26 protein-coding genes and 2 pseudogenes are annotated in these 23,293 nt (G+C 63.7%); 15 read left to right on the top strand and 13 right to left on the bottom strand.

The genetic code is table 11. From position 1 onward, the window contains the following. The 8 genes and pseudogenes from BLV07_RS19045 to BLV07_RS19010 form a co-directional block, all read right to left on the bottom strand. Positions 1-837 (bottom strand): ATP-binding cassette domain-containing protein, encoded by an 837-nt coding sequence (locus tag BLV07_RS19045; RefSeq protein ID WP_091888356.1) that lies wholly within the window; start codon positions 835-837, stop codon positions 1-3. A 20-nt stretch (positions 838-857) separates the two neighbouring features. Then, entirely contained in the window at positions 858-1,664 is an 807-nt protein-coding gene (gene ssuC, locus BLV07_RS19040; RefSeq protein ID WP_091888354.1) for an aliphatic sulfonate ABC transporter permease SsuC, read from the bottom strand. Next, the gene (gene ssuD / locus BLV07_RS19035; protein ID WP_091888352.1) at positions 1,661-2,839 is read right to left on the bottom strand and encodes an FMNH2-dependent alkanesulfonate monooxygenase; all 1,179 of its coding nucleotides are present in this window, start codon (positions 2,837-2,839) and stop codon (positions 1,661-1,663) included. The genes ssuC and ssuD overlap by 4 nt, the downstream gene beginning before the upstream one ends. Then, positions 2,836-3,789, bottom strand: coding sequence for a sulfonate ABC transporter substrate-binding protein (locus tag BLV07_RS19030; protein ID WP_091888488.1), 954 nt, complete (start codon positions 3,787-3,789; stop codon positions 2,836-2,838). The genes ssuD and BLV07_RS19030 overlap by 4 nt, the downstream gene beginning before the upstream one ends. 38 nt (positions 3,790-3,827) lie before the next feature. Then, the gene (locus tag BLV07_RS19025; RefSeq protein WP_091888350.1) at positions 3,828-4,772 is read right to left on the bottom strand and encodes a sulfonate ABC transporter substrate-binding protein; all 945 of its coding nucleotides are present in this window, start codon (positions 4,770-4,772) and stop codon (positions 3,828-3,830) included. 528 nt (positions 4,773-5,300) lie between these two features. Beyond that, a pseudogene (locus BLV07_RS19020) lies at positions 5,301-6,455 on the bottom strand (cytochrome P450). A 63-nt stretch (positions 6,456-6,518) separates the two neighbouring features. After that, complete coding sequence (locus BLV07_RS19015) at positions 6,519-7,400, bottom strand: L,D-transpeptidase (RefSeq protein WP_176945628.1); 882 nt, start codon at positions 7,398-7,400, stop codon at positions 6,519-6,521. A gap of 158 nt (positions 7,401-7,558) precedes the next feature. Next, complete coding sequence (locus tag BLV07_RS19010; RefSeq protein ID WP_091888346.1) at positions 7,559-8,341, bottom strand: helix-turn-helix transcriptional regulator; 783 nt, start codon at positions 8,339-8,341, stop codon at positions 7,559-7,561. A 276-nt stretch (positions 8,342-8,617) separates the two neighbouring features. Between BLV07_RS19010 and BLV07_RS19005 the strand changes: the two genes are divergently transcribed. Next, positions 8,618-9,889, top strand: coding sequence for an SDR family oxidoreductase (locus tag BLV07_RS19005; RefSeq protein ID WP_091888344.1), 1,272 nt, complete (start codon positions 8,618-8,620; stop codon positions 9,887-9,889). Next, on the top strand, positions 9,889-10,368 hold the full coding sequence (locus tag BLV07_RS19000; protein ID WP_091888342.1) for a DUF2269 family protein: 480 nt from the start codon (positions 9,889-9,891) through the stop codon (positions 10,366-10,368). The genes BLV07_RS19005 and BLV07_RS19000 overlap by 1 nt, the downstream gene beginning before the upstream one ends. 63 nt (positions 10,369-10,431) lie before the next feature. Here BLV07_RS19000 and BLV07_RS18995 read toward each other — a convergent pair whose 3' ends face one another. Together BLV07_RS18995 and BLV07_RS18990 are read right to left on the bottom strand one after the other, a co-directional pair. Beyond that, a complete protein-coding gene (locus BLV07_RS18995; RefSeq protein WP_176945627.1) occupies positions 10,432-10,932 on the bottom strand; it encodes a septal ring lytic transglycosylase RlpA family protein in 501 nt (166 codons plus the stop codon). Positions 10,933-11,148: 216 nt separating this feature from the next. Beyond that, entirely contained in the window at positions 11,149-12,354 is a 1,206-nt protein-coding gene (locus BLV07_RS18990; RefSeq protein WP_176945626.1) for an LLM class flavin-dependent oxidoreductase, read from the bottom strand. Between the two features lie 262 nt (positions 12,355-12,616). Between BLV07_RS18990 and napE the strand changes: the two genes are divergently transcribed. From napE to BLV07_RS18960, 6 genes are all read left to right on the top strand, one after another. Continuing rightward, positions 12,617-12,802, top strand: a complete 186-nt coding sequence (napE, locus tag BLV07_RS18985; protein ID WP_091888338.1) for a periplasmic nitrate reductase, NapE protein — start codon at positions 12,617-12,619, stop codon at positions 12,800-12,802. 26 nt (positions 12,803-12,828) lie between these two features. Then, positions 12,829-13,188: a chaperone NapD gene (locus BLV07_RS18980; protein ID WP_091888336.1), complete on the top strand. Its 360-nt coding sequence runs from the start codon at positions 12,829-12,831 to the stop codon at positions 13,186-13,188. Positions 13,189-13,205: 17 nt separating this feature from the next. Next, positions 13,206-15,719: a nitrate reductase catalytic subunit NapA gene (napA, locus tag BLV07_RS18975; protein WP_091888334.1), complete on the top strand. Its 2,514-nt coding sequence runs from the start codon at positions 13,206-13,208 to the stop codon at positions 15,717-15,719. Continuing rightward, positions 15,716-16,186, top strand: coding sequence for a nitrate reductase cytochrome c-type subunit (locus BLV07_RS18970; protein WP_176945625.1), 471 nt, complete (start codon positions 15,716-15,718; stop codon positions 16,184-16,186). Before napA ends, BLV07_RS18970 begins: the two co-directional genes overlap by 4 nt. After that, complete coding sequence (locus BLV07_RS18965) at positions 16,183-16,830, top strand: NapC/NirT family cytochrome c (RefSeq protein WP_091888330.1); 648 nt, start codon at positions 16,183-16,185, stop codon at positions 16,828-16,830. Before BLV07_RS18970 ends, BLV07_RS18965 begins: the two co-directional genes overlap by 4 nt. An 88-nt stretch (positions 16,831-16,918) precedes the next feature. Next, positions 16,919-18,034: an ATP-dependent DNA helicase gene (locus BLV07_RS18960; RefSeq protein ID WP_176945624.1), complete on the top strand. Its 1,116-nt coding sequence runs from the start codon at positions 16,919-16,921 to the stop codon at positions 18,032-18,034. 198 nt (positions 18,035-18,232) lie between these two features. Here BLV07_RS18960 and BLV07_RS18955 read toward each other — a convergent pair. Next, positions 18,233-18,664, bottom strand: a pseudogene (locus BLV07_RS18955) (tetratricopeptide repeat protein); the annotation flags it as partial. 245 nt (positions 18,665-18,909) lie between these two features. Between BLV07_RS18955 and msrA the strand changes: the two are divergent. The 4 genes from msrA to BLV07_RS18935 all read left to right on the top strand — a co-directional run bounded on the left by msrA (position 18,910) and on the right by BLV07_RS18935 (position 20,838). Further along, a complete protein-coding gene (msrA, locus tag BLV07_RS18950; RefSeq protein WP_091888485.1) occupies positions 18,910-19,614 on the top strand; it encodes a peptide-methionine (S)-S-oxide reductase MsrA in 705 nt (234 codons plus the stop codon). A 30-nt stretch (positions 19,615-19,644) separates the two neighbouring features. Continuing rightward, entirely contained in the window at positions 19,645-20,064 is a 420-nt protein-coding gene (gene msrB, locus BLV07_RS18945) for a peptide-methionine (R)-S-oxide reductase MsrB (protein ID WP_091888326.1), read from the top strand. Positions 20,065-20,171: 107 nt separating this feature from the next. Then, on the top strand, positions 20,172-20,336 hold the full coding sequence (locus BLV07_RS18940) for a DUF3309 family protein (protein ID WP_091888324.1): 165 nt from the start codon (positions 20,172-20,174) through the stop codon (positions 20,334-20,336). Positions 20,337-20,550: 214 nt separating this feature from the next. Continuing rightward, positions 20,551-20,838: a hypothetical protein gene (locus BLV07_RS18935; protein WP_091888322.1), complete on the top strand. Its 288-nt coding sequence runs from the start codon at positions 20,551-20,553 to the stop codon at positions 20,836-20,838. A gap of 239 nt (positions 20,839-21,077) precedes the next feature. On the opposite strand, the gene BLV07_RS18925 is transcribed toward BLV07_RS18935, so the two are convergent. Both BLV07_RS18925 and BLV07_RS18920 read right to left on the bottom strand, forming a co-directional pair. Continuing rightward, positions 21,078-21,620, bottom strand: coding sequence for a DUF4112 domain-containing protein (locus tag BLV07_RS18925; RefSeq protein WP_091888320.1), 543 nt, complete (start codon positions 21,618-21,620; stop codon positions 21,078-21,080). A 61-nt stretch (positions 21,621-21,681) separates the two neighbouring features. Continuing rightward, entirely contained in the window at positions 21,682-22,107 is a 426-nt protein-coding gene (locus BLV07_RS18920) for a DUF5413 family protein (protein WP_091888318.1), read from the bottom strand. Positions 22,108-22,252: 145 nt separating this feature from the next. Between BLV07_RS18920 and BLV07_RS18915 the strand changes: the two genes are divergently transcribed. From BLV07_RS18915 to BLV07_RS18905, 3 genes are all read left to right on the top strand, one after another. Then, the gene (locus BLV07_RS18915) at positions 22,253-22,501 is read left to right on the top strand and encodes a hypothetical protein (RefSeq protein ID WP_091888316.1); all 249 of its coding nucleotides are present in this window, start codon (positions 22,253-22,255) and stop codon (positions 22,499-22,501) included. Between the two features lie 31 nt (positions 22,502-22,532). Further along, positions 22,533-22,763 carry a hypothetical protein gene (locus BLV07_RS18910; protein ID WP_091888314.1) on the top strand — a complete coding sequence of 77 codons (231 nt, stop codon included), beginning with the start codon at positions 22,533-22,535 and terminating at the stop codon, positions 22,761-22,763. Positions 22,764-23,012: 249 nt separating this feature from the next. Continuing rightward, entirely contained in the window at positions 23,013-23,288 is a 276-nt protein-coding gene (locus BLV07_RS18905; protein WP_244551141.1) for a hypothetical protein, read from the top strand. Positions 23,289-23,293 lie beyond the last annotated feature (5 nt).

Here is a 23,293-nt window from a genome sequence, read left to right as displayed (position 1 = left end):
TTAGGTACGATCGTCCGCCGATAACAGGTGGCTCAGGATCGAGCCTTCGAGGCCCGCAAGCTCGGCCGAACCACGTTGCCGCGGCCGGGCCGCGTTAACCGTGACGTCATGGGCGATCCGGCCGTCCTCGATCACCAGCACGCGGTCTGCCAGCGCGACCGCTTCGGCGACATCGTGGGTCACCAGGATCGCGGTAAAGCCCTGGTCGCGCCAGACGCGCTCCAAGAGACGTTGCATCGAGATTCGGGTCAAAGCGTCCAGCGCGCCGAGCGGCTCGTCGAAGGCCAGCACGCGCGGGCGGGAGACCAGCGCGCGGCCAAGCGCGACGCGCTGCTTCTGGCCACCTGACAGCACCGAGGGCCACTGATCGCGCTTGTCGGCAAGGCCAACTTCGGTCAGCGCCTTCTCGGCGCGCGCATGCGCATCGCCGGAGGCGCGATCGCGACCAAGGCCGACCTCGACATTGGCGAGCACGCGCGCCCAGGGCAGCAGCCGCGGCTCCTGGAACATGACGCGGATGTCCTCGGGCTGGATATCCTGGCCGAAGCTGATGCTGCCGGCGTCGATTTTTTCCAGACCGGCGATGAGGCGCAGCAGCGTGCTCTTGCCGCAACCGCTCTTGCCGACGATGGCGACGAACTGGCCGGCGGGAATGTGCAAATCGATGCCGCGCAGCACCTCGTTGTCGCCGAAGGATTTGCGCAAGCCACGGATGCTGAGCGGCAGGCCGGCGGTAGTCGTCGGGCGCTCCTCGCGCACCACACGGGCATGCGGCGCGAAATTGGCGCGGCTGGCGAGCTCGGTTTCCGGAAGGGAGGTACGAAGCGCTGTCTGCATGTGATTCCCAGTATTTCTGCTCAACGTTTCTGGAAGGCGGGGTGCCAGGAGAGCGTCGCCCGCTCCAGCACGCGGGAGGCGCTGTCGGCGAGCTTGCCGAGTAGGGCATAGATCAGGATCGAGAGCACGACGACGTCGATCAGCATGAACTCGCGCGCCTGCATCGCCATGTAGCCGAGGCCCGACGAGGCCGCGATGGTCTCGGCGACGATCAGCGTCAGCCACATGATTCCGAGCGCGAAGCGGATGCCGACGAAGATCGAGGGCAGCGCGCCCGGGAAGATCACCCGGCGAAACAATTCGCCATCGGTCATGCCGTAGATGCGGCCCATCTCGATCAGCTGCGGATCGACGGTGCGGATGCCGTGCAGCGTGTTGAGATAGATCGGGAAGAACGCGCCCAGAGCCACCAGGAACAGCTTTGCACTCTCGTCGATGCCAAACCAGAGGATGACCAGCGGGATCAGCGCCAGATGCGGCACGTTGCGCGCCATCTGGAGCGTGGTGTCGGTGAGCTTTGCCGAGAGCTGCGACAGGCCGTTGGCGAGCCCGAACGCGAAACCGATGCTGCCACCGATCAGGAAGCCGATCGAGGCACGCCAGAATGAGACCCAGATGTTGCGAACGAGCTCGCCGGAGAGCAGCAGCTTCCAGCCTGCGAGCACGACGTCGCTCGGCGCCGGCAGCACCCGCGTCGGCACGAAGCCGGTGACGCTCGCGACCTGCCAGATCGCGATGATGGCGAGCGGCACGATCCACTGGATCAGGCCATCGACCCGCGGCAAACGTATGCTGCGCGGGAGCGGAATGCTGTCGATCAGGCTCATGACTGCGACACCCGGTGCTGCGGACGGAAATCGCTGCCGACCGTTTCGCCGAAGGGACCGCCGTTGAAGTGCAGCTTCGTCACGTTCGAGGGTTGCTCCAACGCGAGCAGCGGGAACACCAGCTCGGCGAAGCGATAGGCTTCTTCTAGATGCGGATAGCCCGACATGATGAAGGTATCGATGCCGAGATCCTGATACTCCCTGATGCGCGCCGCGACGGTCTGGGCGTCGCCGACGAGCGCGGTGCCAGCGCCGCCGCGCACGAGGCCGACACCAGCCCACAGGTTCGGCGCGATTTCGAGCTGGTCGCGTTTGCCACCATGAAGCTGCGCCATGCGCTGCTGGCCGACGGAGTCCATGCGGGCAAAATTCTTCTGCGCCAGCGCGATGGTGTCGTCGCTGACATGCTTGATCAGCTGGTTCGCGGCGCGCCAGGCGGCTTCATTGGTTTCGCGGACGATCACGTGAAGGCGGATGCCGAAGGAGAGTTTTCGCCCGCGCGCAGCGGCGACGTCCCTCACCTTCGCGATCTTCTCGGCCACCAGCGCCGGCGGCTCGCCCCAGGTCAGATATTTGTCGACCGCGTCGACGGCGACGTCGATGCCGGCATCGGAGGAGCCGCCGAAATAGAGCGGTGGGCGCGGCGACTGCACCGGAGGAAACAGCAGCTTGCCGCCCTCGATGTGGATATGCTTGCCCTCGACATTGACGGTCTTGCCGGCGAGCAGGTCGCTGTAGACGTTGAGGAACTCGCGGGTGACCTCGTAGCGCTCGTCATGGCCGAGGAAGATGCCGTCGCCCTTGTTCTCGACGGGATCACCGCCGGTGACGACATTGACGAGAAGCCGCCCGTTCGAGATGCGATCGAGCGTCGCCGTCATGCGCGCCGCCACACTCGGCGATTGCAGGCCGGGCCGGACGGCGACGAGATAGCGCAGCCGCTCGGTGAATGGCGCGACGCTGGAGGCGACGATCCAGGAATCTTCGCAAGACCGCCCGGTCGGCAGCAGCACGCCGAAATAGCCGAGCTGATCGGCAGCTTGCGCAATCTGGCGCAGATAGTTGAAGTTGACCTCGCGGCCGCCGATGCCGGTGCCGAGATAACGGCCGTCGCCGTGGGTCGGCAGGACCCAGAGGATGTTGGCGTTCGCTTGCTTACTCATCGTGCTGCTCATGTTCCTGGTTTGCGCGCCACGTCGGAAATCTTGATTGCCTTGGGGATCAGACCTAACGCGAAGAACGCGTCGGCGACCTGCTGCTGGTCGGCGATGACGGCGTCGGTGATCGGCTTGATGCCGTAGGCCTGCCGCTTCAACGCGACCTCGACCACGGGGACCGACAGACCGATCGATGGCGCCAGCTGCTCGGCCACCGCATGGATGTCGCCCTTGGCCCAATCGTCGACTGCGCTCAGTTCAGCGAGCACGGCGTCGACGATCTTCGGATTGGCTTCGAGAAATTTCTTGGAGGAGAAATAGAACTGGTAGTTGGCGACGATGCCGGTGCCGTCGGCGAGCGTGCGCGCGCCCGTGGCCGCCTCCGCCGCGGCCTGGAACGGATCCCAGATCACCCAGGCATCGACCGCGCCGCGCTCGAAGGCGGCCCGCGCGTCGGCCGGCGCCAGGAACACCGGCTCGATCTCGGAATACCTCACGCCCGCCTTCTCCAGCGCCTTGACCAGGAGGTAGTGGACGTTGGAGCCCTTGTTGAGCGCGACCTTCTTGCCCTTGAGGTCGGTGACCGATTTCAGCGCGCTGTCCTTCGGCACCAGGATCGCCTCGCCCTTCGGCGCCGGCGGCTCATAGGCGATATACTGGATCGGCGCGCCGGCGGCCTGCGCAAAGATCGGCGGGGCTTCGCCGGTGTTGCCGAAGTCGATCGCGCCGACATTGAGCGCTTCGAGCAGCGGCGGACCCGACGGGAATTCGATCCACACCACCTTGTAGCCGTCGGCGGCGAGCTTCGGCTCCAACGTGCCCTTGCTCTTGAGCAGCACCAGCTTGCCGTATTTCTGGTAGCCGATGCGGACCACTTTATCCTGTCCGTAGGAGGTGCCGACCGCGGCGGCGACGATGCCGATCGACAGCACGATGGCTGCGATCAGGCGCTGAATGATACGCCTCATGTTCAAACCCTTTTGGATGGGAAGGCTGGTCGGCACGATCAGGCTGCCGGGTTGCGCCAGACGATGTCGCGGATGACGATCGGCTTCGGGATCAGGCCGAGCTTGTAGAAGCGGTCGGCAACGCCCTGCTGGGTCGCAACGATGTCGTCGGTGACGGGGCCGACCACGAAATTCGCGCGATTGGCCGCGACGGTCTGAATGTCCAACGGGACGCCGGTGATCGCGGCGAGCGATTTGGCGACCTCGTCGCGGTGCTGTTCGGCCCATTTGCCCGCCGCGGTCGTCACATCGACGATCTGTTGCAGGAGCGCCCCGTGGTTCTTCGCGAATTCGCGATTGGCGATGTAGAAGGAATTGGTCCTGGTGACGTCACGCGAATTGATCAGGATGCGGCCACCCTGCTTGGTCTCGCCGATCGCAAAGTAAGGATCCCAGATCGCCCAGGCCTCGATGCTGCCATTGGCAAAGGCAGGCCCGGCATCCGGCGGCGTCAGATAGACCGGCGTGATGTCGGCATAGGTGAGGCCCGCCTTCTCCAGGGTCTGCACCACGATGTTGTGCGCGCTGGAGCCCTTGGTGAAGCCGATACGCTTGCCCTTGAGATCAGCGATGGAGCGGATCGGCGAATCCTTCGGCACCAGGATGCCTTGGCCGTTGGTGATGGGCTGGCCCGCAGCATAGACGATCGCGGCGCCCGCGGCCTGGGCGAACACCGGCGGGGAATCGCCGACCGCGCCGAAATCGACGCTGCCGACATTCATGGCTTCCATCATCGGCGGGCCCGAAGAGAACTCGATCCATTTCACGTCGATACCTTGCGGCGTGAAATGTTTTTCCAGCGCGGCCTGCTGGCGCGCGATCACCAGCACGCCGGTCTTCTGGTAGCCGATACGAATTTCCTTCACCGCGCCTTGCGCGTTGGACGCGAACGCCGCTGCGGCCGCAGTTCCAACGGAAAGCTTCAGAAAGTCCCGACGCTGCATTCAACACTCCCGGCCGCACGCGGCCGTCCTTCATTCGCGTTTCTCGAATGATGGTGCGACTTATCGGAGGTGTCGAGACGTGCGGAGAAATAGCGATACGAGCACTGCGCGCGAGGCGGCGCGCATGATCAATCTTTCAATCGGGGAAGCGAATGCAGCGCGAATTTTTTCTGCACGCGAATGTGACAATCGCACGCACCCGGTAAGAAAGTGCGAAAACAACCCCATGCACAGTAGCCAAGGTCTTGCTTCAACACGGATTTCTTATTTTACGAAATTCGTTTGACGCGTCGGGCAAAACAGTGGCATTATGTCATCGTCGCGGACTAGGAGCCGTGTGGCGCGAAGCTCCATGCACCACCTCCGCTGTCATTCCCCGCGAAGGCGGGGAATCCAGTATTCCAGAGGCGTCAATGCTTCACACAACCGCCGCGGCGTACTGGATCGCCCGCCTTCGCGGGCGATGACACCGAACGTACGAGGGACGCGTGTCACAATCCCGCTGACGCGTACGCAGGCACCAGCGGCTTAATGCCGCCATCTCAACGGCAGATTGAGCAGCCCGCGGAAGGCCCAGCCGCCGAACCGCGCCGGCTCGTCATCGGCGATCTCGAGCTGCTTGACGCGCGCGAACACGGTCGGCAGCGCGACGTCGGCGATCATGGCGCGGGAAGCCCAGGCGCCGGCGCAGAAATGCGGGCCGGCGCCGAAGGCAACGCTCTTGGACGTGTCTCGTCTCACGTCAAACTGGTCGGCACGCTCAAAATGCTTCTCGTCGCGATTGGCCGAGCCGAACATCAGGAACACGCGCTCATCGAGCTCGAATGACACGTCGCGGATGCTCCAAGGTCTTGCGATGCGGCGCGGCGACATGCCGATCGGCGAGATCCAGCGGGCGTATTCCTCGAAGGCTTGGAGCCAGGACACCTCGCCCCTGCGCACGAGATCGAACTGGTCGGGACGCCCAGACCGTGCCGGCGATGGCCTTGCGCGGCTCGTTCTGGCCGCCCGATATCGCAAGCTTGACGTTGGCGCGCACGCTTTCCATGGGCATGCCGGAGGCAAGGAGGACGCCGAGGATGCTCTGGTCGGGATTTTTGCGCATCACCGGCAGGATATCGTCGATCGCAGCATCAATGCCTGACGTCGCGGCGTGGCAGCGCGCCTCGACCGCGGGATCGCCGGCATAGTTGGCGATGCCCTCGATCATACCCTGGGACCACGCGTCCATATCCCAAAAGCCGATATTGGTGAGGCCGGTGATCGACTTCAGGCATTCGCCGGAGACGGCAAGGCGAAGTCGCGCATGAAATCGATGCGCCCGGGTTCGATCGCGTCGAGGATGCGGTCGGCATGGGCCTGGAACTGCGCGGTCCAATGCGCCTTCACCGTCTTCGGCGACACCGTTGGAAACATCGCGCGGCGCTCGACCTGATGCGCCTCGCCGTCCTTGCGCATCATGTTGTGGCCCATCAGCCGGTTCATCAGGCCCGCGGGCTGGTGCGAGGAGAACACGTCGATCTGCTTCTCGGAAATCGAGATGTCGTCGCGGCTCGCCAGCAGCGTCGAGCCGAGCTGCGGCACGAAGGCGATCGGCGCCTCCTTGCGCATTTTCGCGAGCATCGGATAGGGGTCGGCCCAGAATGTATCAGGGTCGATGTCGATGCGCGGCGCGGTGCTCAAGACGGCCCCCTGATCTCGTGTGCTTGAGGCCAGACTAGCGAACTCCGCGGCCGGCGTCTGTCCCTAGCGATAGGGACGGACTGAGTTACTGGCCTCGGCGATCCTCGGTCCAGATGACGGCATCTGCGCATTGGCTGCCAAGGGCCGGTTCGGCGGCGATGCCCGGTCCGGCGATCGGAAAGCGGCGTCTAGCGGCGCTCCCTGGGATGGTCGGCGGGCAGCGGTCGCCGGAAGCACGATCACTTTCGCCCCGACCTTCACCCGCTCATAGAGGTCCACGACGTCCTCATTGGTCAGCCGGATGCAGCCGGACGAAACCCGCTTCCCGATCGTATCGGGCTTGTTGGTGCCGTGAATTCGATATTCGGTCTCGCCCAGATACATCGCCCGAGCGCCGAGCGGGTTGCCGGGACCGCCTGCCATGAACCGTGGCAGATAAGGCTGACGCGAGACCATCTCCGCAGGCGGATGCCAATCCGGCCATTCTGCTTTACGGGCCACAGTCTGTTCACCGGACCATGTGAAACCTTCGCGGCCGACACCGATGCCGTAGCGCATCGCTTGCCTGTCGTTCAGAACGAAATAAAGGAAAGTGTTTCCGGTATCGATGATCACGGTGCCCGGCGTCTGATGGCTGGCGTAGTCAACCACCTGCCGAACAAGGGCTCCGGGACCGTCAGCAGCTTTTGGTGGTTCGACCAGAGGCGCCGGGGCCGGAATCGGAGCCGGAGCCGGCGCTGATGCACGAACTGGAGTTGACACGTAAACCGGAGTTGACGACGCCTGGGCTTGTTGCGCGGCCGGTTTTCGTATCGGTTGCACGCTCGTCGGGCGAGACAGCAAACTGTACCCCACTACGGCGACGGCCACGGCGCCAATCGCGACTCTCGCGACCATTGGTATCGCGAGCGTCTCTGCCTTTCCACGTTTCGCCCGCTTACCCATATCTTTCCCCAGGTCACTGTGCCTGGAAGAGGTACCCAGCAAAATTTAAGAAACTTCGAAGCGATGTCGCTCAGATCGGAACCGTCAGCGATGGTTAACGCCGAATCGTTGTTCGGCGTATCCGCTTTGGAAATGGATATCTCGGACTTAGAGTCCCCTCAGTTCAGGCCATGAGGCCCCGCGAGCAGGCGCAGCACAATTCCGAACAATTCATTCTGCGAGGAGATGCCGAGCCGCTCATAGGCGCGCTTGCGATAGGTCAGGGTCGAATGCAGGCTGATGCCGAGTCCTTTCGAGATCGCCTCGGAGCTGTAGCCTGCGAGGATGTGCCTGCAGACCTCCTGCTCGCGCGGGGTGAGAGCGGCGAGCGGAGCGCAGCTCGCGAATAACGCGGCCAGTGTCTGATCGGGCGTTGCGGTCTGCTGAAAATGGCGCGCGACGCTTGCGGCAATCGCCGGCGCAATCGCCTCAAGCCGTTGGTGCTGCTCGGCACTGAAGCGGCCCTGCGCGGCGATGCGGTAGAAATTGACGTAGAAGCAAGTGTCATCGACCCAGATCGCGATCGCGCATTTGTCGACGATGCCGGAATCCTGGAAGAAGATTTTCCGGTAGCGCGCCCCATACATGCGCGGCGCAAACGCGGGCAGCATGATCGGCGCGCTGCTCTCGCGTTCGAACAGCGCGTCGCGGTTGGGATCGGATTCGTGGAACTGTCCGGCATAGGCGGCACCGAGATCGCCGCCGATCGGGATGTTGCCGGCATCGAGCAGGCAGCGCGCAGCGCCGGCGCGGCTCAGCGCGAACACCATGCAATGGCCGACATCGGCCTGCCGCCGCAGAGTGTCGATCAGGACATTTGGAAAATCGGAGCGGCCGATGGCGAGCACCGCCGACGTGACATCGCCAGCCGCTGGATGTGCAGGCACCGCCTGAGACCGCATCGTTCTCTCCCTAGCGCTTTGTGCCGATTTTACCAGCAACCGCGACAGGTCGAAAGGCTGCAACGGGGTCAAAACCTGCCGTGGACCAAGGCCGATGTTGTGTCCGCGATGGGCGCAGAAGCGTAAGCGGTAACGGCCGGCAATCTAGGCGGTGGTTGCAGCGAGCTCACCAGTTCCGCCGCGAGGAACGATCGCATCAGCCCGGCTTTATTCGTCAGCATCATCAGAGTTTGAAGCGGTTTGCGGTATCTGGGCCGCCAACCGAAGGACCCGGTAATGCGCATCCTTCTCGTTGGGGGTACGGGGCTTATCGGATCGGCAATCCACGCCAGGCTGTCCGCCGAAGGGCATGAATGCGTGTTGGTGTCGCGTCATGCGGCGGCACCCGATACGCGCCACATCAGCCTCGATGTTGCTCGGACCACCGATGCTTCGACATGGAAGAGCCTGCTTGCGGGCGTCGATGCCGTCATCAACGCGGCGGGTGCCCTGCAGGGGCAGGACATGCAAGGCGTTCATGTCGCCGGCAGTGCGGCGCTTTATGCCGCCTGTGAAAGCGCGGGCGTCCGCCGTGTCATCCTGTTCTCGGCGATCGGCAGCGATCGCGATGCCCGGACCGATTTTTCTCGCACCAAGCGGGACGGCGAAGCCGCCTTGATGGCGCGGGACCTCGATTGGGTCGTACTGCGGCCTTCCGTCGTGGTGGGCCGGCCCGCCTATGGTGGCAGCGCGCTATTGCGAGGGCTGGCGTCACTACCGGTTCTACCGGTCATGCCGGACACGGCGGCGATCCAACCGGTGCATCTCGACGACGTCGTCGACACGGCTGTGTTCTTCCTGCAACCTGGCGCGCCTTCCCGCCTCGCGCTTGATCTGGCCGGTCCACGGCGGATGGCCTTTAGCGACGCTGTCGCGCTGTTTCGCTCTTGGCTGCGCTGGAGGCCGGCTTACCGCCTGCACCTGCCTTCCTGGGCGGCTTCGGCAGCCTACCGCGCCGGTGACGTTGCGCAGATGCTGGGCTGGGCAACGCCGGTCAACGCGACGGCACAGGGCGAGATGCGGCGCGGCGCGACCGGTGATCCCGAGCCCTGGCGTCAGGTCACCGGGGTGAGGCCGCGCGATCTCGAACTCGCGCTCGCACGCGAGCCCGCCTCGGTGCAGGAACGCTGGTTCGCACGGCTCTATGTGCTCAAGCCGCTGGTATTCTGCGTCTTCGGCCTGTTCTGGATCGCCACAGGCATCATCTCGCTCGGCCCGGGCTGGGAAATTGGAATGTCGTTGCTCCGGGAAGGCAGGCTGCAAGAACAGTTCGCGGCCCTCACCGTCATCGCCGGCGCACTCGCCGACATCGTCATTGGCCTTGCAATTCTTTACCGGCCTCTGAGCCGCTATGGGCTGTGGGCAGCACTGATCATCTCGCTCACCTATGTCGTGATCGGTACGACACTGGTGCCGCGGCTGTGGGCCGATCCACTCGGGCCGATGCTGAAGATCTGGCCGGTGCTGATGCTCAATCTGGTCGCCATGGCGATCCGAGAGGACCGCTGATGCTCTATTTCCTTGTGAAGATGCTGCACATCATCGGTGCTGCGGTCCTGCTCGGCACCGGTGCCGGCATCGCTTTCTTCATGCTGGTGGCGCATCTACGCGGTGACCCGCGCGAGATCGCGGGGGTCGGGCGGACGGTCGTGCTCGCCGATGTCCTGTTCACGGCGAGTGCCGTGATCCTGCAGCCGATCACCGGCACATGGCTCGCCTGGTCGAGCGGGTATTCCCTTGGCGATGGCTGGATTGCGGCATCCATCGCACTCTATGTGGTGACCGGCGCCTTCTGGCTGCCTGTCGTGTGGATGCAGATGCAAATGCGCGATCTTGCCGTCCGTGCGGTCGAGACCGACGCCAAGCTGCCCGCCGAGTATGACCGTCTCTTCCGGTGGTGGTTCGCCTTCGGATTTCCGGCGTTCGCAGCGGTGCTGGCTATCTTCTGGCTGATGATCGCCCGCCCAGCCATTCCATACTGGGACTAGATTGACGCGCCTCTTCAGAGCCTCGCTGTCCGGGACGTGCACTGCCGCTTCCACGTCGGATTTTCAGCCCACTGGTCCCAGTGTCCAATCGTCCCCCGAAAGCGGGCTGACCCTCACGTCCTTAATGACTCCGCGCTCCAGGCTCGGATCGAAATGGCGCATCGTGCGCTCGTTGAAGTCAATGATGCGGCCGGGCCTGAGTGGTCCGACGTCATTGATCTTGACGATGACCTTCTTGCCTGCGGCTTCGACGAGGGCATATTTCGGCCTCACACCAAATTGGACCCCACCAAATTTCCGGCGCAAGCTTGTCTTGATGGCAGCCGTCCAGGCAGAGGGATCATAACGCTCGCCGGATGCTGTGCGCGGACCGCCCTCCTCCTTGCCGGGCTTGAATGGATTGTACATGGATGCGGCGCCTACGACCGCATTCCCAGAGACGGCATCGACATCGACGATGGCATTTGAGTGACCTCCACGCGTTTCACTTCGAGCAACGGTAACAGAAACGGCAAGCGCAAGCAGGGCGCCGCAAATTGCGGCGCTCGAGCGGAACAGCATCATAACTCCTGTGATTTTTTCGTCGTCCGGTTCCCGACACCGCAAACAGGCGCAAGCGAACGCGGAAGCGTTCACGATACTTGCGCCGATGTTTTGCGGATTCGCGCCAACCCCTTGGCTATGGAACCGTTGTGTGAACCAGGGCGGTTCCCACGCAGTGTTTTAAGTTGTCACCGACTAAGACAGAGATTGCGTCAGCAACATGACTTAACGAACGGCCTATCCCGCGGCCGCCTTCACCGGGGCGACGTTGATCGCGAGCTTGCCGTAGCGATCCGTAAAAGCCTGGGTATCGATCTCTTCCAGCTTGATCTCGCCGCTCATCACACCCTGTTTCCACGCCGCCTGGGCCGGATCGTTCTGGAACTCGGGCATCACCTCGCGGCCGAACAGCTCCAGCGATTCGCAGATGTGCTCGTGGCTGTTCTTGCCGGCCTGGTTGAGCAGGATGACTTGGTCGATATGCGAAGACTGGAATCGCTTCAGCTTCCTGCGGATGGTCTCGGGCGAGCCGATCAGGCCGCCGCGCAAGGCCGCCTCCTGCGCTTGCGGATTGTCGCGCTTCCACTTGTTGTACTCGTCCCACATGTTGACGGTGCCGGGCGCGGGCCGCTGGCGGTTCTGCGAGGCACCGTAGAAGCGCAGCGCGAACTGGAAGAAGGTGGCTCCGTCGGCGCGGGCACGCGCCTCTTCGTCGGTCTTGGCGCACATGAAGAACGAGACCAGCGCCATGTTCGGATTGATCTCGTAATCGGCGAGCTTGGTGAGCCGCTTGGTCATCGCGTTGTAATATGCGTGCACCCAGGCATGCGCGGCATCGGCGCTGACGAACTGGAAGCCGAGCGCACCGAAGCCGTGGCGGCCGGCGCGCTCGATGGTCGGCAGTTGCGAGCACGCCATCCACAGCGGCGGATGCGGCTTCTGCACCGGCTTCGGCACGACGTTGCGCAAGGGGATGTCGAAATACTTGCCGTGATGCTCGCTGCCGCCGTCTTTGAACATCGGGAAGATCGCGCGCACGGCCTCCTCGAACACCTCCTTCTTGGTCTCCATGTCGCGGCTGAACGGGGTGAGCTCCGTGATGGACGCGCTCTCGCCCATGCCGAATTCGCAGCGGCCGTTACTGAGCAGATCGAGCACCGCGACGCGTTCGGCGACGCGCGCCGGATGGTTGGTCGTGAGCTGGAGGATGCCGTGGCCGAGCCTGATCTTCTGCGTGCGCTGGCTGGCCGCCGCCAGGAAGGATTCCGGGGAAGGCGAGTGCGAATATTCTTCGAGGAAATGATGCTCGACCACCCAGGCGTGGTCGTAGCCGAGCTTGTCGGCTAACTCCATCTGCGAGAGCGCGTTCTGGTAGAGCCTGAGTTCGTCGCCGGCCACCCAAGGCCGTGGCAGTTGCAGCTCGTAGAAGATGCCGAACTTCATGGCGTCGCTCTCCCGCATTGTTCTTGTTAAGCGCATCTTAATGCGCGAGGTGGCGCTGTCCATCGACTAGCAATTCCGTCATACGGACATCGCTCGGCATGACGCGGGATCAACGCAACGCTAACGCTTGCTGTGTGCGACGCGCCCTCGCCCTGAGCCGTTGATCCAAATCAAGGTAACTGGACCTCATCCTCCTAAGGTGCCGGCAGGTAACGGCCCGGATGCCGTCTCGCTTCCCATATCCCTATCAGAGAGTCCGAATATGTCGGCCCCTGACGACACGACAGACCGCGTGCGCCGTAAGCGCATGGAGATCTTCGCCTTCCTGTTTCTGACCGCAATCGTGATGCCCGTCCTCGCGGTTGGGACCGTCGGCTCTTACGGCCTCGGCGTCTGGATCTACCAGATGTTCGCCGGCCCTCCCGGCCCGCCACCCTCCCCGCATTGATCCCTAAGAAGCGAAAGGCAGGCATCATGGCCCAAGCCTCACTGAACAAAGCCTCACTCAACAAAGCCTCATTCAACAAGGCCACACTCAACCGCCGTGCCCTAGTCACCGGCCGGGTGCTCAGCAATGAACGCATCATCCCGCCGCCGGGATGCGAGATCGCCAGCATCCTGGTGCAGGCGCGGCCCGAGCGGCTCGCTGAGGTCGAAGCCGAAATCACTGGGTTGGCCGGCTGCGAGATCCATGGCCGCGACGCGCGCGGCAAACTCGTCGTCGTGACCGAAGCGCCTGATGCAGGCAGCCTCGGCACCCTGCTCAACACCATCCAGTCGCTGCCAAACGTTTATTCCGCGGCGCTGGTCTTTCACGCCATCGAAACCGCCTAAAGGCCGGGAGAGCCATCATGACATCGCCCAAGCTCGACCGCCGCCAGATGCTGAAGTTGGAGGCGGCCGCCATCGCGGCCGCTGCCGCCGGGCTGCCGGCTCCGGCGCTCGCCGCCAATCTCGTCACCGAGCGCAACAACAGCGAAATGAAGTGGGACAAGGCCGCCTGCCGCTTCTGCGGCACCGGCTGCTCGGTGATGGTCGCGACCAAGGACAATCGCATCGTCGCCACCCATGGCGACATCAAGGCCGAGGTCAATCGCGGCCTCAACTGCGTCAAGGGCTACTTCCTCTCCAAGATCATGTACGGCCATGACCGCCTGACGCAGCCGATGCTGCGCAAGACGGGTGGCAAATACGACAAGAACGGCGAGTTCACGCCTGTTACCTGGACCGAAGCCTTCGACATCATGGAGCTGAAGTGGAAGGAGGCGATTAAGAAGCGCGGGCCGAACGGCGTCGCCATGTTCGGCTCCGGCCAGTGGACGATCTGGGAAGGTTATGCCGCCTCAAAGCTGTTCAAGGCCGGCTTCCGCACCAACAACATCGATCCCAATGCGCGTCACTGCATGGCTTCCGCGGTGGCCGGCATGATGCGCACCTTCGGCATCGACGAGCCGCCCGGCTGCTATGACGACATCGAGGCGACCGACGCCTTCGTGCTGTGGGGCTCCAACATGGCGGAGATGCACCCGATCCTGTGGACGCGTCTGGCCGACCGCCGTCTCTCCGCGCCGCATGTCCGCGTCGCCGTGCTCTCGACCTTCGAGCATCGCTCGTTCGACCTCGCCGATATCGGCATGGTGTTCAAGCCGCAGACCGACCTCTACATCCTCAACGCCATCGCCAACCACATTATCAAGACCGGCCGCGTCAACAAGGATTTTGTTGCCGCACATACGGTATTCAAGCGCGGCCAGACCGACATCGGTTATGGATTGCGGCCTGAGCATCCGTTGCAGAAGAAGGCGACCGGCGCGGCGAAACCCAACGATGCCACCGACATGAGCTATGACGAGTTCGTCAAGTTCGTCTCGGAATATACGCTGGAGAAGGCGGCGCAGATGTCCGGCGTGCCGCTGAACCGCCTCGAGGCGCTCGCCGAGCTCTACGCCGATCCAAAAACAAAAGTGGTCTCGTTCTGGACCATGGGCTTCAACCAGCACACCCGCGGCGTCTGGTGCAACAACCTCGTCTACAACATCCATCTTTTGACCGGAAAGATCTCCGCGCCCGGCAACAGCCCGTTCTCGCTGACCGGCCAGCCGTCGGCCTGCGGCACCGCGCGCGAGGTCGGCACCTTCTCGCACCGCCTGCCGGCCGACATGGTCGTGACCAACAAGGCGCACCGCGATCACGCCGAGCACATCTGGCAGCTGCCCGAGGGCACGATTCCCGACAAGAACGGCGCGCACGCCGTGCTGCAAAGCCGGATGCTGAAGGACGGCCTGATCAACGCCTATTGGGTGCAGGTCAACAACAACCTGCAAGCCGGGCCCAACGCCAACGAGGAGACCTATCCCGGCTTCCGCAACCCCGACAATTTCATCGTGGTCTCGGACGCCTATCCGTCGGTGACCGCGCTTGCCGCCGATTTGATCCTGCCGACCGCGATGTGGGTGGAGAAAGAAGGCGCCTATGGCAATGCCGAGCGGCGCACGCAGTTCTGGCATCAGCTCGTCTCCGCGCCCGGCGAGGCGAAATCCGATCTCTGGCAGCTGATGGAATTTTCAAAACGCTTCAAGATCGAGGAGGTCTGGCCCGAGGAGCTGATCGCCAAGAAGCCGGAGGTTCGCGGCAAGACGCTGTTCGACGTGCTCTACCGGAACGGCCAGGTCGACAAATTTCCGGTCTCCGACATCGAGCCCGGCTATCTCAACGACGAGTCCAAGGCGTTCGGCTTCTACGTCCACAAGGGCCTGTTCGAGGAGTACGCCACCTTCGGCCGCGGCCATGGCCACGACCTCGCGCCGTTCGACGCCTATCACCGTGAGCGCGGGCTGCGCTGGCCCGTCGTTAACGGCCAGGAGACGAAATGGCGCTTCCGCGAGGGCAGCGACCCCTACGTCAAGCAGGGCACGGACGTGCAGTTCTACGGCTATCCCGACGGCAAGGCGCGCATCTTCGCGCTGCCCTACGAACCGCCGGCGGAATCGCCCGACAACGACTATCCGTTCTGGCTGTCCACCGGCCGCGTGCTGGAGCACTGGCATTCCGGCACCATGACGCGCCGCGTGCCCGAGCTCTACAAGGCGTTCCCCGAAGCCGTCTGCTTCATGCATCCTGACGACGCGCAGGAGGCGAAGCTCCGCCGCGGGGATGAAGTGAAGGTGGTCTCCCGCCGCGGCTTCATCCGCGCCCGCGTCGAGACGCGCGGCCGCGACCGGCCGCCGCGCGGCCTCGTGTTCGTGCCGTGGTTCGACGAATCCAAGCTGATCAACAAGGTGACGCTGGACGCCACCGATCCGATCTCGCTGCAAACCGACTTCAAGAAATGCGCCGTGCGCATCGAGCGGGTGAGCATGTCATGATGAAACGATCCGCAATCGTCCTGCTCGCCTTCGCGATCGCAGCTGGCGCGAGCTCCCTGACCGCGCAGACGGTGACATCGGGCCTGCGCGGCCCGACCCCGCTCAACGACGAGGGCCCGGCGCCGCCGATGCTGCCGAACCGCAATACTTCCGAGAGGGAGGTGCGCAATTATCCGGAGCAACCGCCGGTGATCCCCCACACGATCGATGGCTACCAGGTCGATCTCAACGGCAACAAGTGCCTGTCCTGCCACGCGCGGGCGCGCACCGCGGAATCGCAGGCGCCGATGGTCTCGATCACGCACTTCATGGACCGTGACGGCCAGTTGCTGGGCTCGGTCTCACCGCGGCGCTTCTTCTGCACGGAATGCCACGTGCCGCAGAATACCGCCAATCCGCCCGTCAGCAACGATTTCACCGACATCGACACGCTGCTGTCGCGCGCCAGCCCCGGTGGCCGGCGATGACGACGACCGCTGATGAATCCAAGCGCAAGACGACGCGCGGCCTTCTCGCGCGCAGCTGGGATTTTGCGCTCGAACTCTGGCAGGTGCTGATCCGGCCGAGCTCGGTGTTCGGGCTCGGCGTGCTGGTGCTGGCGGGCTTTGCGGCCGGCGTGATCTTCTGGGGCGGCTTCAACACCGCGCTGGAAATCACCAACACCGAGAAGTTCTGCACCGGCTGCCACGAGATGAAGGACAACGTTTTTGCCGAGCTGAAATCGACCATCCATTTCAGCAACCGCTCCGGTGTGCGTGCCACCTGCCCGGACTGCCACGTGCCGCACAACTGGACCGACAAGATCGCGCGCAAGATGCAGGCCTCCAAGGAGGTCTGGGGCAAGATCTTTGGCACGATCGACACAAGAGAGAAATTCCTCGACCACCGGCTCGAACTCGCGGCGCATGAATGGGAGCGTTTCAAGGCCAACGATTCCCTGGAATGCCGCAACTGCCACAGCGCCGATTCCATGGACATCACGAAACAGTCGCCGCGGGCCTCGGTGGCGCACCAGCGCTTCCTGTTCACCAAGGAAAAGACCTGCATCGACTGCCACAAGGGCATCGCCCATCAATTGCCCGACATGCGCGGCGTTCCCGGCTGGCAGTAGGGTGGTCGGCCCGGCTTGAACGGGCGCTGCGAATGGTTAGTTTTGGGGGATGGCGAATCGGTCGATTTCGCCCTTCTTCAAGACAGACATGGCGACATTCACCCCGCATCAGGACGCCGCGCTCAAGGCCGTTGGCGATTGGCTCAAAGCAAAGCCCGGCCGGGGTGGCACGCCGCCGGTGTTCCGCCTGTTCGGCTTTGCCGGCACGGGCAAGACCACGCTGGCGCGGCACATCGCTGAGGGCGTTGACGGCGAGGTGAAGTTCGCCGCCTTCACCGGCAAGGCGGCGCTGGTCATGCGCAACAAGGGTTGCGACGATGCCTCCACCATCCACTCCCTGATCTACCGCGCCCGCGAATCAGGTGAGGAGCAGCCGAGTTTTGAGCTGTGGGACGACGCGCCGGCCTCAAAAGCCAAGCTGATCGTGATCGACGAATGCTCCATGGTCGACGCCGAATTGGGCCGAGACCTGATGTCGTTCGACTGCCCGCTGCTGGTGTTAGGGGACCCCGCGCAGCTGCCACCGATCCAGGGCGGCGGCTTCTTCACCAATTCGGAGCCGGATGCGATGCTGACCGAGGTGCATCGCCAGGCCCAGGACGATCCGATCGTGCGGATGTCGATGGACGTTCGCGAGGGCCGCGAGCTCGACATCGGCCGTTACGGCGAGAGCGAGGTGGTCTCGCGCAAGGAGCTCGACCCTGACCGCGTCATGGGCGCCGACCAGGTCCTGGTCGGGCGCAACAATACCCGACGCGCCTACAACATGCGGGTGCGCCAGCGCCAGAACATCGAGGATCAATTCCCGGTCGCCGGCGACAAGCTGGTATGCCTGCGCAACAACCGCAAGAAGGGCCTGTTCAACGGCGGCTTGTGGCGCGTGAAGTCGCGCAACACCTCACGCTCGAAATCGCGCATCCTCAGCATGCGGCTGTCGCCCGACGAGGATTTCGGCCACAAGGTGACGAAGGTCTCGGTACGTGCCGACTGCTTCGAGGGCGGCATCGAGCAGATCGCCTGGGAGCAGCGCAAGCCCTATGACGAGTTCGACTATGGCTACGTGCTCACCGTGCACAAATCGCAAGGCTCGCAATGGGACGACGTCGTGCTGTTCGACGAAAGCTTTGCGTTTCAGGACTCGAGGGCGCGGTGGCTGTACACGGGCATCACGCGGGCGGCGAAGCGATTGAGCGTGGTGGTGTGACGCTGCCGTAGGGTGGGCAAAGGCGCGAAGGGCCGTGCCCACCACTTATCCAAGCACACGTTAAAAATGGTGGGCACGCTTCCGCCTTCGCTCTTCGAGCTATGGCGGACAAGTCGCTTTGCCCACCCTACGGCACATCGTGAATGTGGCGCCGGTGTCGTGTCACACGTCACTTCCCCGCAACAAAATAAAAATTTTCGCGCCCCGGCGCGCCTGGATGACGCCGCGGTTGTTGTAGGGAACGCCGTAGGCCGGCCGCTTCTGGAGCGCGAGATTGTAGTCGGCCATCGCGAGGTCGTCCTCGCCCCTGCGCTCATGGGCGAGACCGCGCAGATTGAGCGCCACGACATAATCGGGATCGAGGTCGAGGGCCGTGGACAGGACTTCGATGGCGTGGACGTAGTCGCGCTTGTTGATCAGCGTGTTGCCGCGCACGGACAGCGCGATCGCCTTGTCCTTGCCGGCGACACGGTCGGCGTTGAGCAGATTGTCGCAGGCCGTCGCGCGGGCCTGAAGCTCAGCCTGGCGGTCACGGCAAATGGCGAGATCGTCGCCGACTTGCGGATCGGCCAAGGCGAGCGAGGCGGAGGCGGCCAGGACGACGAGGATCAGGGAAATGACGCGCAGCATGTTGTCAGGTCCGCTCCAGCCACCATTTTCCAGATCGATCATCGATCGTGCGGGTTCATCTAGCGCGGAGTTCCGCATCCCGCCAAGTCGCGCGCTCCGAAGCCACTTCTCACGGACTCGTGTCCATCCCGGCGTAACGATCGCCCCCCGTGCCCGTATCTCGGATGATCGAAAACGCCGCCGCGCAGGCTGTTCGCCCGACGCCGGCCGCCCTAGACTGTCAGACCTTCGGAAAGAGGATCGCCATGCGCCGACCTGCCGTCCTGTCCCTGTTCGCCGCAACCGCCGCCCTGACGCTGGCCTTTGCCATGCCGTCCCGGGCCGCGGAGGATGCGGTCGTGATCCCGGCCCCCGCCATGGATGCAGCGCCCGCGAGCGGAATCCAGACCGCCGTCGTCGCCGGCGGCTGCTTCTGGGGCGTTCAGGGCGTCTTCCAGCACACCGCAGGCGTCATCAATGCCGTCTCCGGCTATGCCGGCGGCACCAAGGCGACCGCCGACTACCAGACTGTCTCGAGCGGCCGCACCGGTCACGCCGAGTCGGTCGAGATCAAGTACGACCCGAAGAAGATCTCCTATGGAAAGATCCTCCAGATCTACTTCTCGGTGGTGCACGACCCGACCCAGCTCAACCGCCAGGGCCCTGACGTGGGCTCGCAATACCGCTCGGCGATCTTCACCACCTCCGACGAGCAGAAGAAGGTGGCGGAGGCCTATATCGCCCAGCTCAATGGCGCCCGCGTCTTCAACAAGCCGATCGTGACCAAGGTCGGTGCGCTGGAGGCATTCTATCCGGCGGAGGCCTATCATCAGGACTATCTGACGCTGCACCCGAACCAGCCCTACATCGCCTATAACGACCTCCCCAAGGTCGAGAACCTGAAAAAGCTGTTCGCGGATAATTACATTCAGAAGCCGACGCTGGTGAATGCCAGCAAGGCAACCAACTGATCGCGAGATCACGAGAGAAACGGGAGACCCATGCCCGACGCCAAGACGAAAATAACGGACGACAAGGTCATCAAGAGCGAAGAGCAGTGGCGGCGCGAGCTGACGCCGATGCAGTACGCGGTGCTGCGCGAGAAGGCGACCGAGCGTCCCTTCTCCGGCGAATATGAGCACGACGAGCGCGCCGGCACTTACGTCTGCGCCGGCTGCGGCAACGTGTTGTTTGAGTCCGACGCCAAGTTCGATTCCGGCTGCGGCTGGCCGAGCTTCACCGAGCCCGCGGTCGAGAGCCATATCGACGAGGAGCGGGACACCAGCCACGGCATGATCCGCACCGAGGTGCTGTGCGCCAAGTGCAGCGGCCATCTCGGCCATGTCTTTCCCGACGGCCCCGGGCCGACCGGCCTGCGTTACTGCATCAACTCCGCAGCGCTGAAGCTCGAGCCGAAATAAGCTCGCGCGCGCCGGGTTCCAGCATGGAACCCGGCGGCTTGATGTGCTTTTCTCCTCTGGCGGTGCGGCCGATCAGCGCATTTTGGCGGCCGCCAGGGAGGGATGCCATGTCACTCGGGACCATCCTGATCATCCTGGTGATCATCTATCTCGTGGGCGGCCTGTCCGGCCGCTTCGGCGGTTATGGCTATGGCCTTGGCCATTCCGGCATGGGGATCGGCGGCGTCGTACTGGTAGTGCTGGTCGTGCTGTTGCTTCTTGGCAAATTGTAAACCATACAACACATTGAAATTGCTTGATTTATTTCGCGCGCGGGGCTGCCATGCGCGGATTCATGTTCTCCCATCGCAGGGGTCGCATTTCTGTCAAAACGGCCTATATTAGGGGGCGAAAATGACATGTGCGGCGGGCCCGCTCGATTGCGGCCTCTGCCCTCCCCAACCCCACGCGCTTAAAGCCCCAGAGAAGATCACGAGGTCTTTGACCATGCGTCCACTGCGTCCGTTCAACTTCAACACCTCCGCCGAACTTTTCCCCGCCGCGATCCGCAAGAAGAAGCGCGCGGGCTTTACCTATCGTCGGTTCGGCACCGCGGCCGAAGCCGTGCAGTTCGCGATGGAGCAGTTGCCGACGGATTCGCTGAACGGCGCCTATCTCCAGGTCGAGGAAGCGCGCTTCGACCAGAACGGCATCCGCTCGCTCTATGAGAGCGAAGCCTTCCCGCTGCCCCGTCGCCGCAAGGCTGATGCCAGCACCGACGCCGACGCGGCGTAAGCTTTTTCGCAAGCCTCCGATGTGCGCAGAAAGCGCGATGGCCGAAGGGCCGTCGCGCTTTTTGCATTGTTAGTTCTCCTCTCCCGCTTGCGGGAGAGGGCTGGGGTGAGGGTATCTCCGCGATCGAGAACCCCCAAGAGGCGAAAACCCTCACCCGGCGCTACGCGCCGACCTCTCCCGCAAGCGGGAGGGGTGTAGCGAGCCTGACACTCGAATGGCTCATCAAAATTCCTAGGACTTCAGATCCGCGGCTGCTTCTCCAGCCAGCGGCGGAGCAGGCGCACGTTGCGCATGTTGGCGCGGAACATGACGTCGAAGGCGTCGCCCGCGAACGGCACCATGCCGACCACGCCGTCGACCGCGACATTGCCGAGCATGCGCGCCGTGATGTACCAGGGCGCGCCCAGCGCCCTCGCCTCGCGCACCAGCCACAACGAGATCGCGGTGGTGATGATGTCACCGACGACCGGGATCAGTCCGATCAGCCCGTCGATGCCGTAGCGGATGTTGGTGCCGGGCAGGATGAAGGCGACGTCGAGCAACTTTGCGATCGCCTCGAGCCGCGCGATCCGCTGCTCGCGCGTCAGATTGCCGAACGGATTGCCTTGGCCGAACTCGAAGCGAAACTCGCGAAACCCCTGCTCCAGCGTCTCGGGACGGATCTCGTGCCCCTCCTGGTCGATGATCGGCCCGCGCGCCTCCTTGCCTGAAAAGGTCGCCCGCGAGCCGCTTCCCGAACGGGATCGGCGCGGAGCAAGGATATCGTCGTCGGACATGGTCATGGCCTCCAAAGAACGCGCTGCCGCGGCAGAGGTTGCGGCGCCGCGCCCGATGGTCGCGCGCTCAGGTCGGTGCCGCCACGGCTTGCGGCTCCTCGACATATCGATGCACGAGCCAGGACGAAATCACCGCGGGCACGAACCCGACGAGGCCGTACAGGATGAACTGCACCGCGCCCGAATCCGGCCCGCGCGAGCTGTAGATCAGCGAGGCCAGGACGAAGGCGAGCAGGCCGACCAGCAGCATCCGCAAGCCCGGGCCGATCCGCCTGATGTGGACCAGGATGTCGTCGACCGCGCCAAGCATCACCGAGGGCAGGATGCCGAACAGATAGCTGTATTGCAGGGACTTGAAGAACACAGCGAACAGCTTGCCAACCTCGCCGAGGCTGGTCTGGGCCCAATAGCCGGACTGATAGGTCGTCGTCAGCAGCAGTAGGAACCCGCCGACGAACGGGCCGACCAGCGCAAACACCAGATAGCGTTTCATCGAGCATCCCCTCAACTTCGCCAGCCTTATAGCAGCGCCACGGGAACCTTGAATAGCGGGGCGCAGGCCTCCTTGAGGGGAACAAGTGGCAGGGCGATGAGTTCATGCAGGACCTGAATTTAACCCTGGCAGATTGGAGCCGCCGATGGCCCGTCAACTCGTTCTGGCGACAATCGCGCTGGCAGCCCTGACCGGTCTGTCGAACGCACCTGCTCTTGCCCAAGGCCAAGGCCACATGGGCACGCCGCAGGAGCAGAAGGCCTGCTCGCGGGATGCATCGCGCCTGTGCCGCAAGGACCTCGGCAACGACAGCGCGGTTCAGAGCTGCCTGCAGGCCAACCGGGCCAAGCTGTCGAAGTCTTGCAGCAAGGTGTTTCAGAGCCACGGCATGTGAGGACCGGAACCCGCGAACGGAGTGTGAGGCCATGCTGCGCGACGAACAACTCTCGATCCTGCGGGACATCAGCCAGTCGGTTGCCTTCGCCGACGACCGCCACGGCAAGATCGGCGAACTGATCGCCGATGGCTATGTGATGAAGGACGGCGATCTGTTCGAGCTCACGCCCAAGGGTGTCACCGCCGTGGAGGAACACGCCGCCGCTCTCGGCGCGAGCGATGCAGAACAAGCGAGCGCATCCTCCGATCGGCTGATCTGATCGCGCGCGACGTGACTCGCGTGCAACAATTGCGAATTCCTTTGCGCTGACCATTGCAGCCGCGTGACAATGGCGCATACTTCGCTTCGGGCGGCGCAGCACTTTTCGATTCGAACATCAGGAAATCGAGCGACCACATGCGGGATTGAGTTCCCGACGTGAAGGCTGTGACATGCGGCAGATCAAGCCGCGTGCGGCGCCCCAAAAACCAAGTGGCTCAAGCCCACGGAACTCGGGGACCCATTCAGCATGACACGCTCTCAGACGATCGCAGCTCTCTTCGCCGTCGCCACCACCGCCGTCGCATTCCAGTCATCACCTGGTCTCGCCTTCTCGTCCGAAGCGCAGCAGATGTGCTCGGGCGATGCGATGCGGCTGTGCTCCAGTGAAATCCCTGATATCCCCAGAATCACCGCCTGCATGGTGCGGAACAAGGCGCGGGTCAGCCCTGCCTGCCGCGCTGTCATGGACCGCGAGCACGCAGCCGCCGCAGCATCGCGCAAGCGGGAAGCGGCGGCGCAGTAACAATC

This window comes from Bradyrhizobium sp. Rc2d, assembly GCF_900099855.1.
Classification (GTDB): domain Bacteria; phylum Pseudomonadota; class Alphaproteobacteria; order Rhizobiales; family Xanthobacteraceae; genus Bradyrhizobium.
Note: the sequence above shows the minus strand (reverse complement) of the source record. Positions and strands in the feature narration are given on the sequence as shown.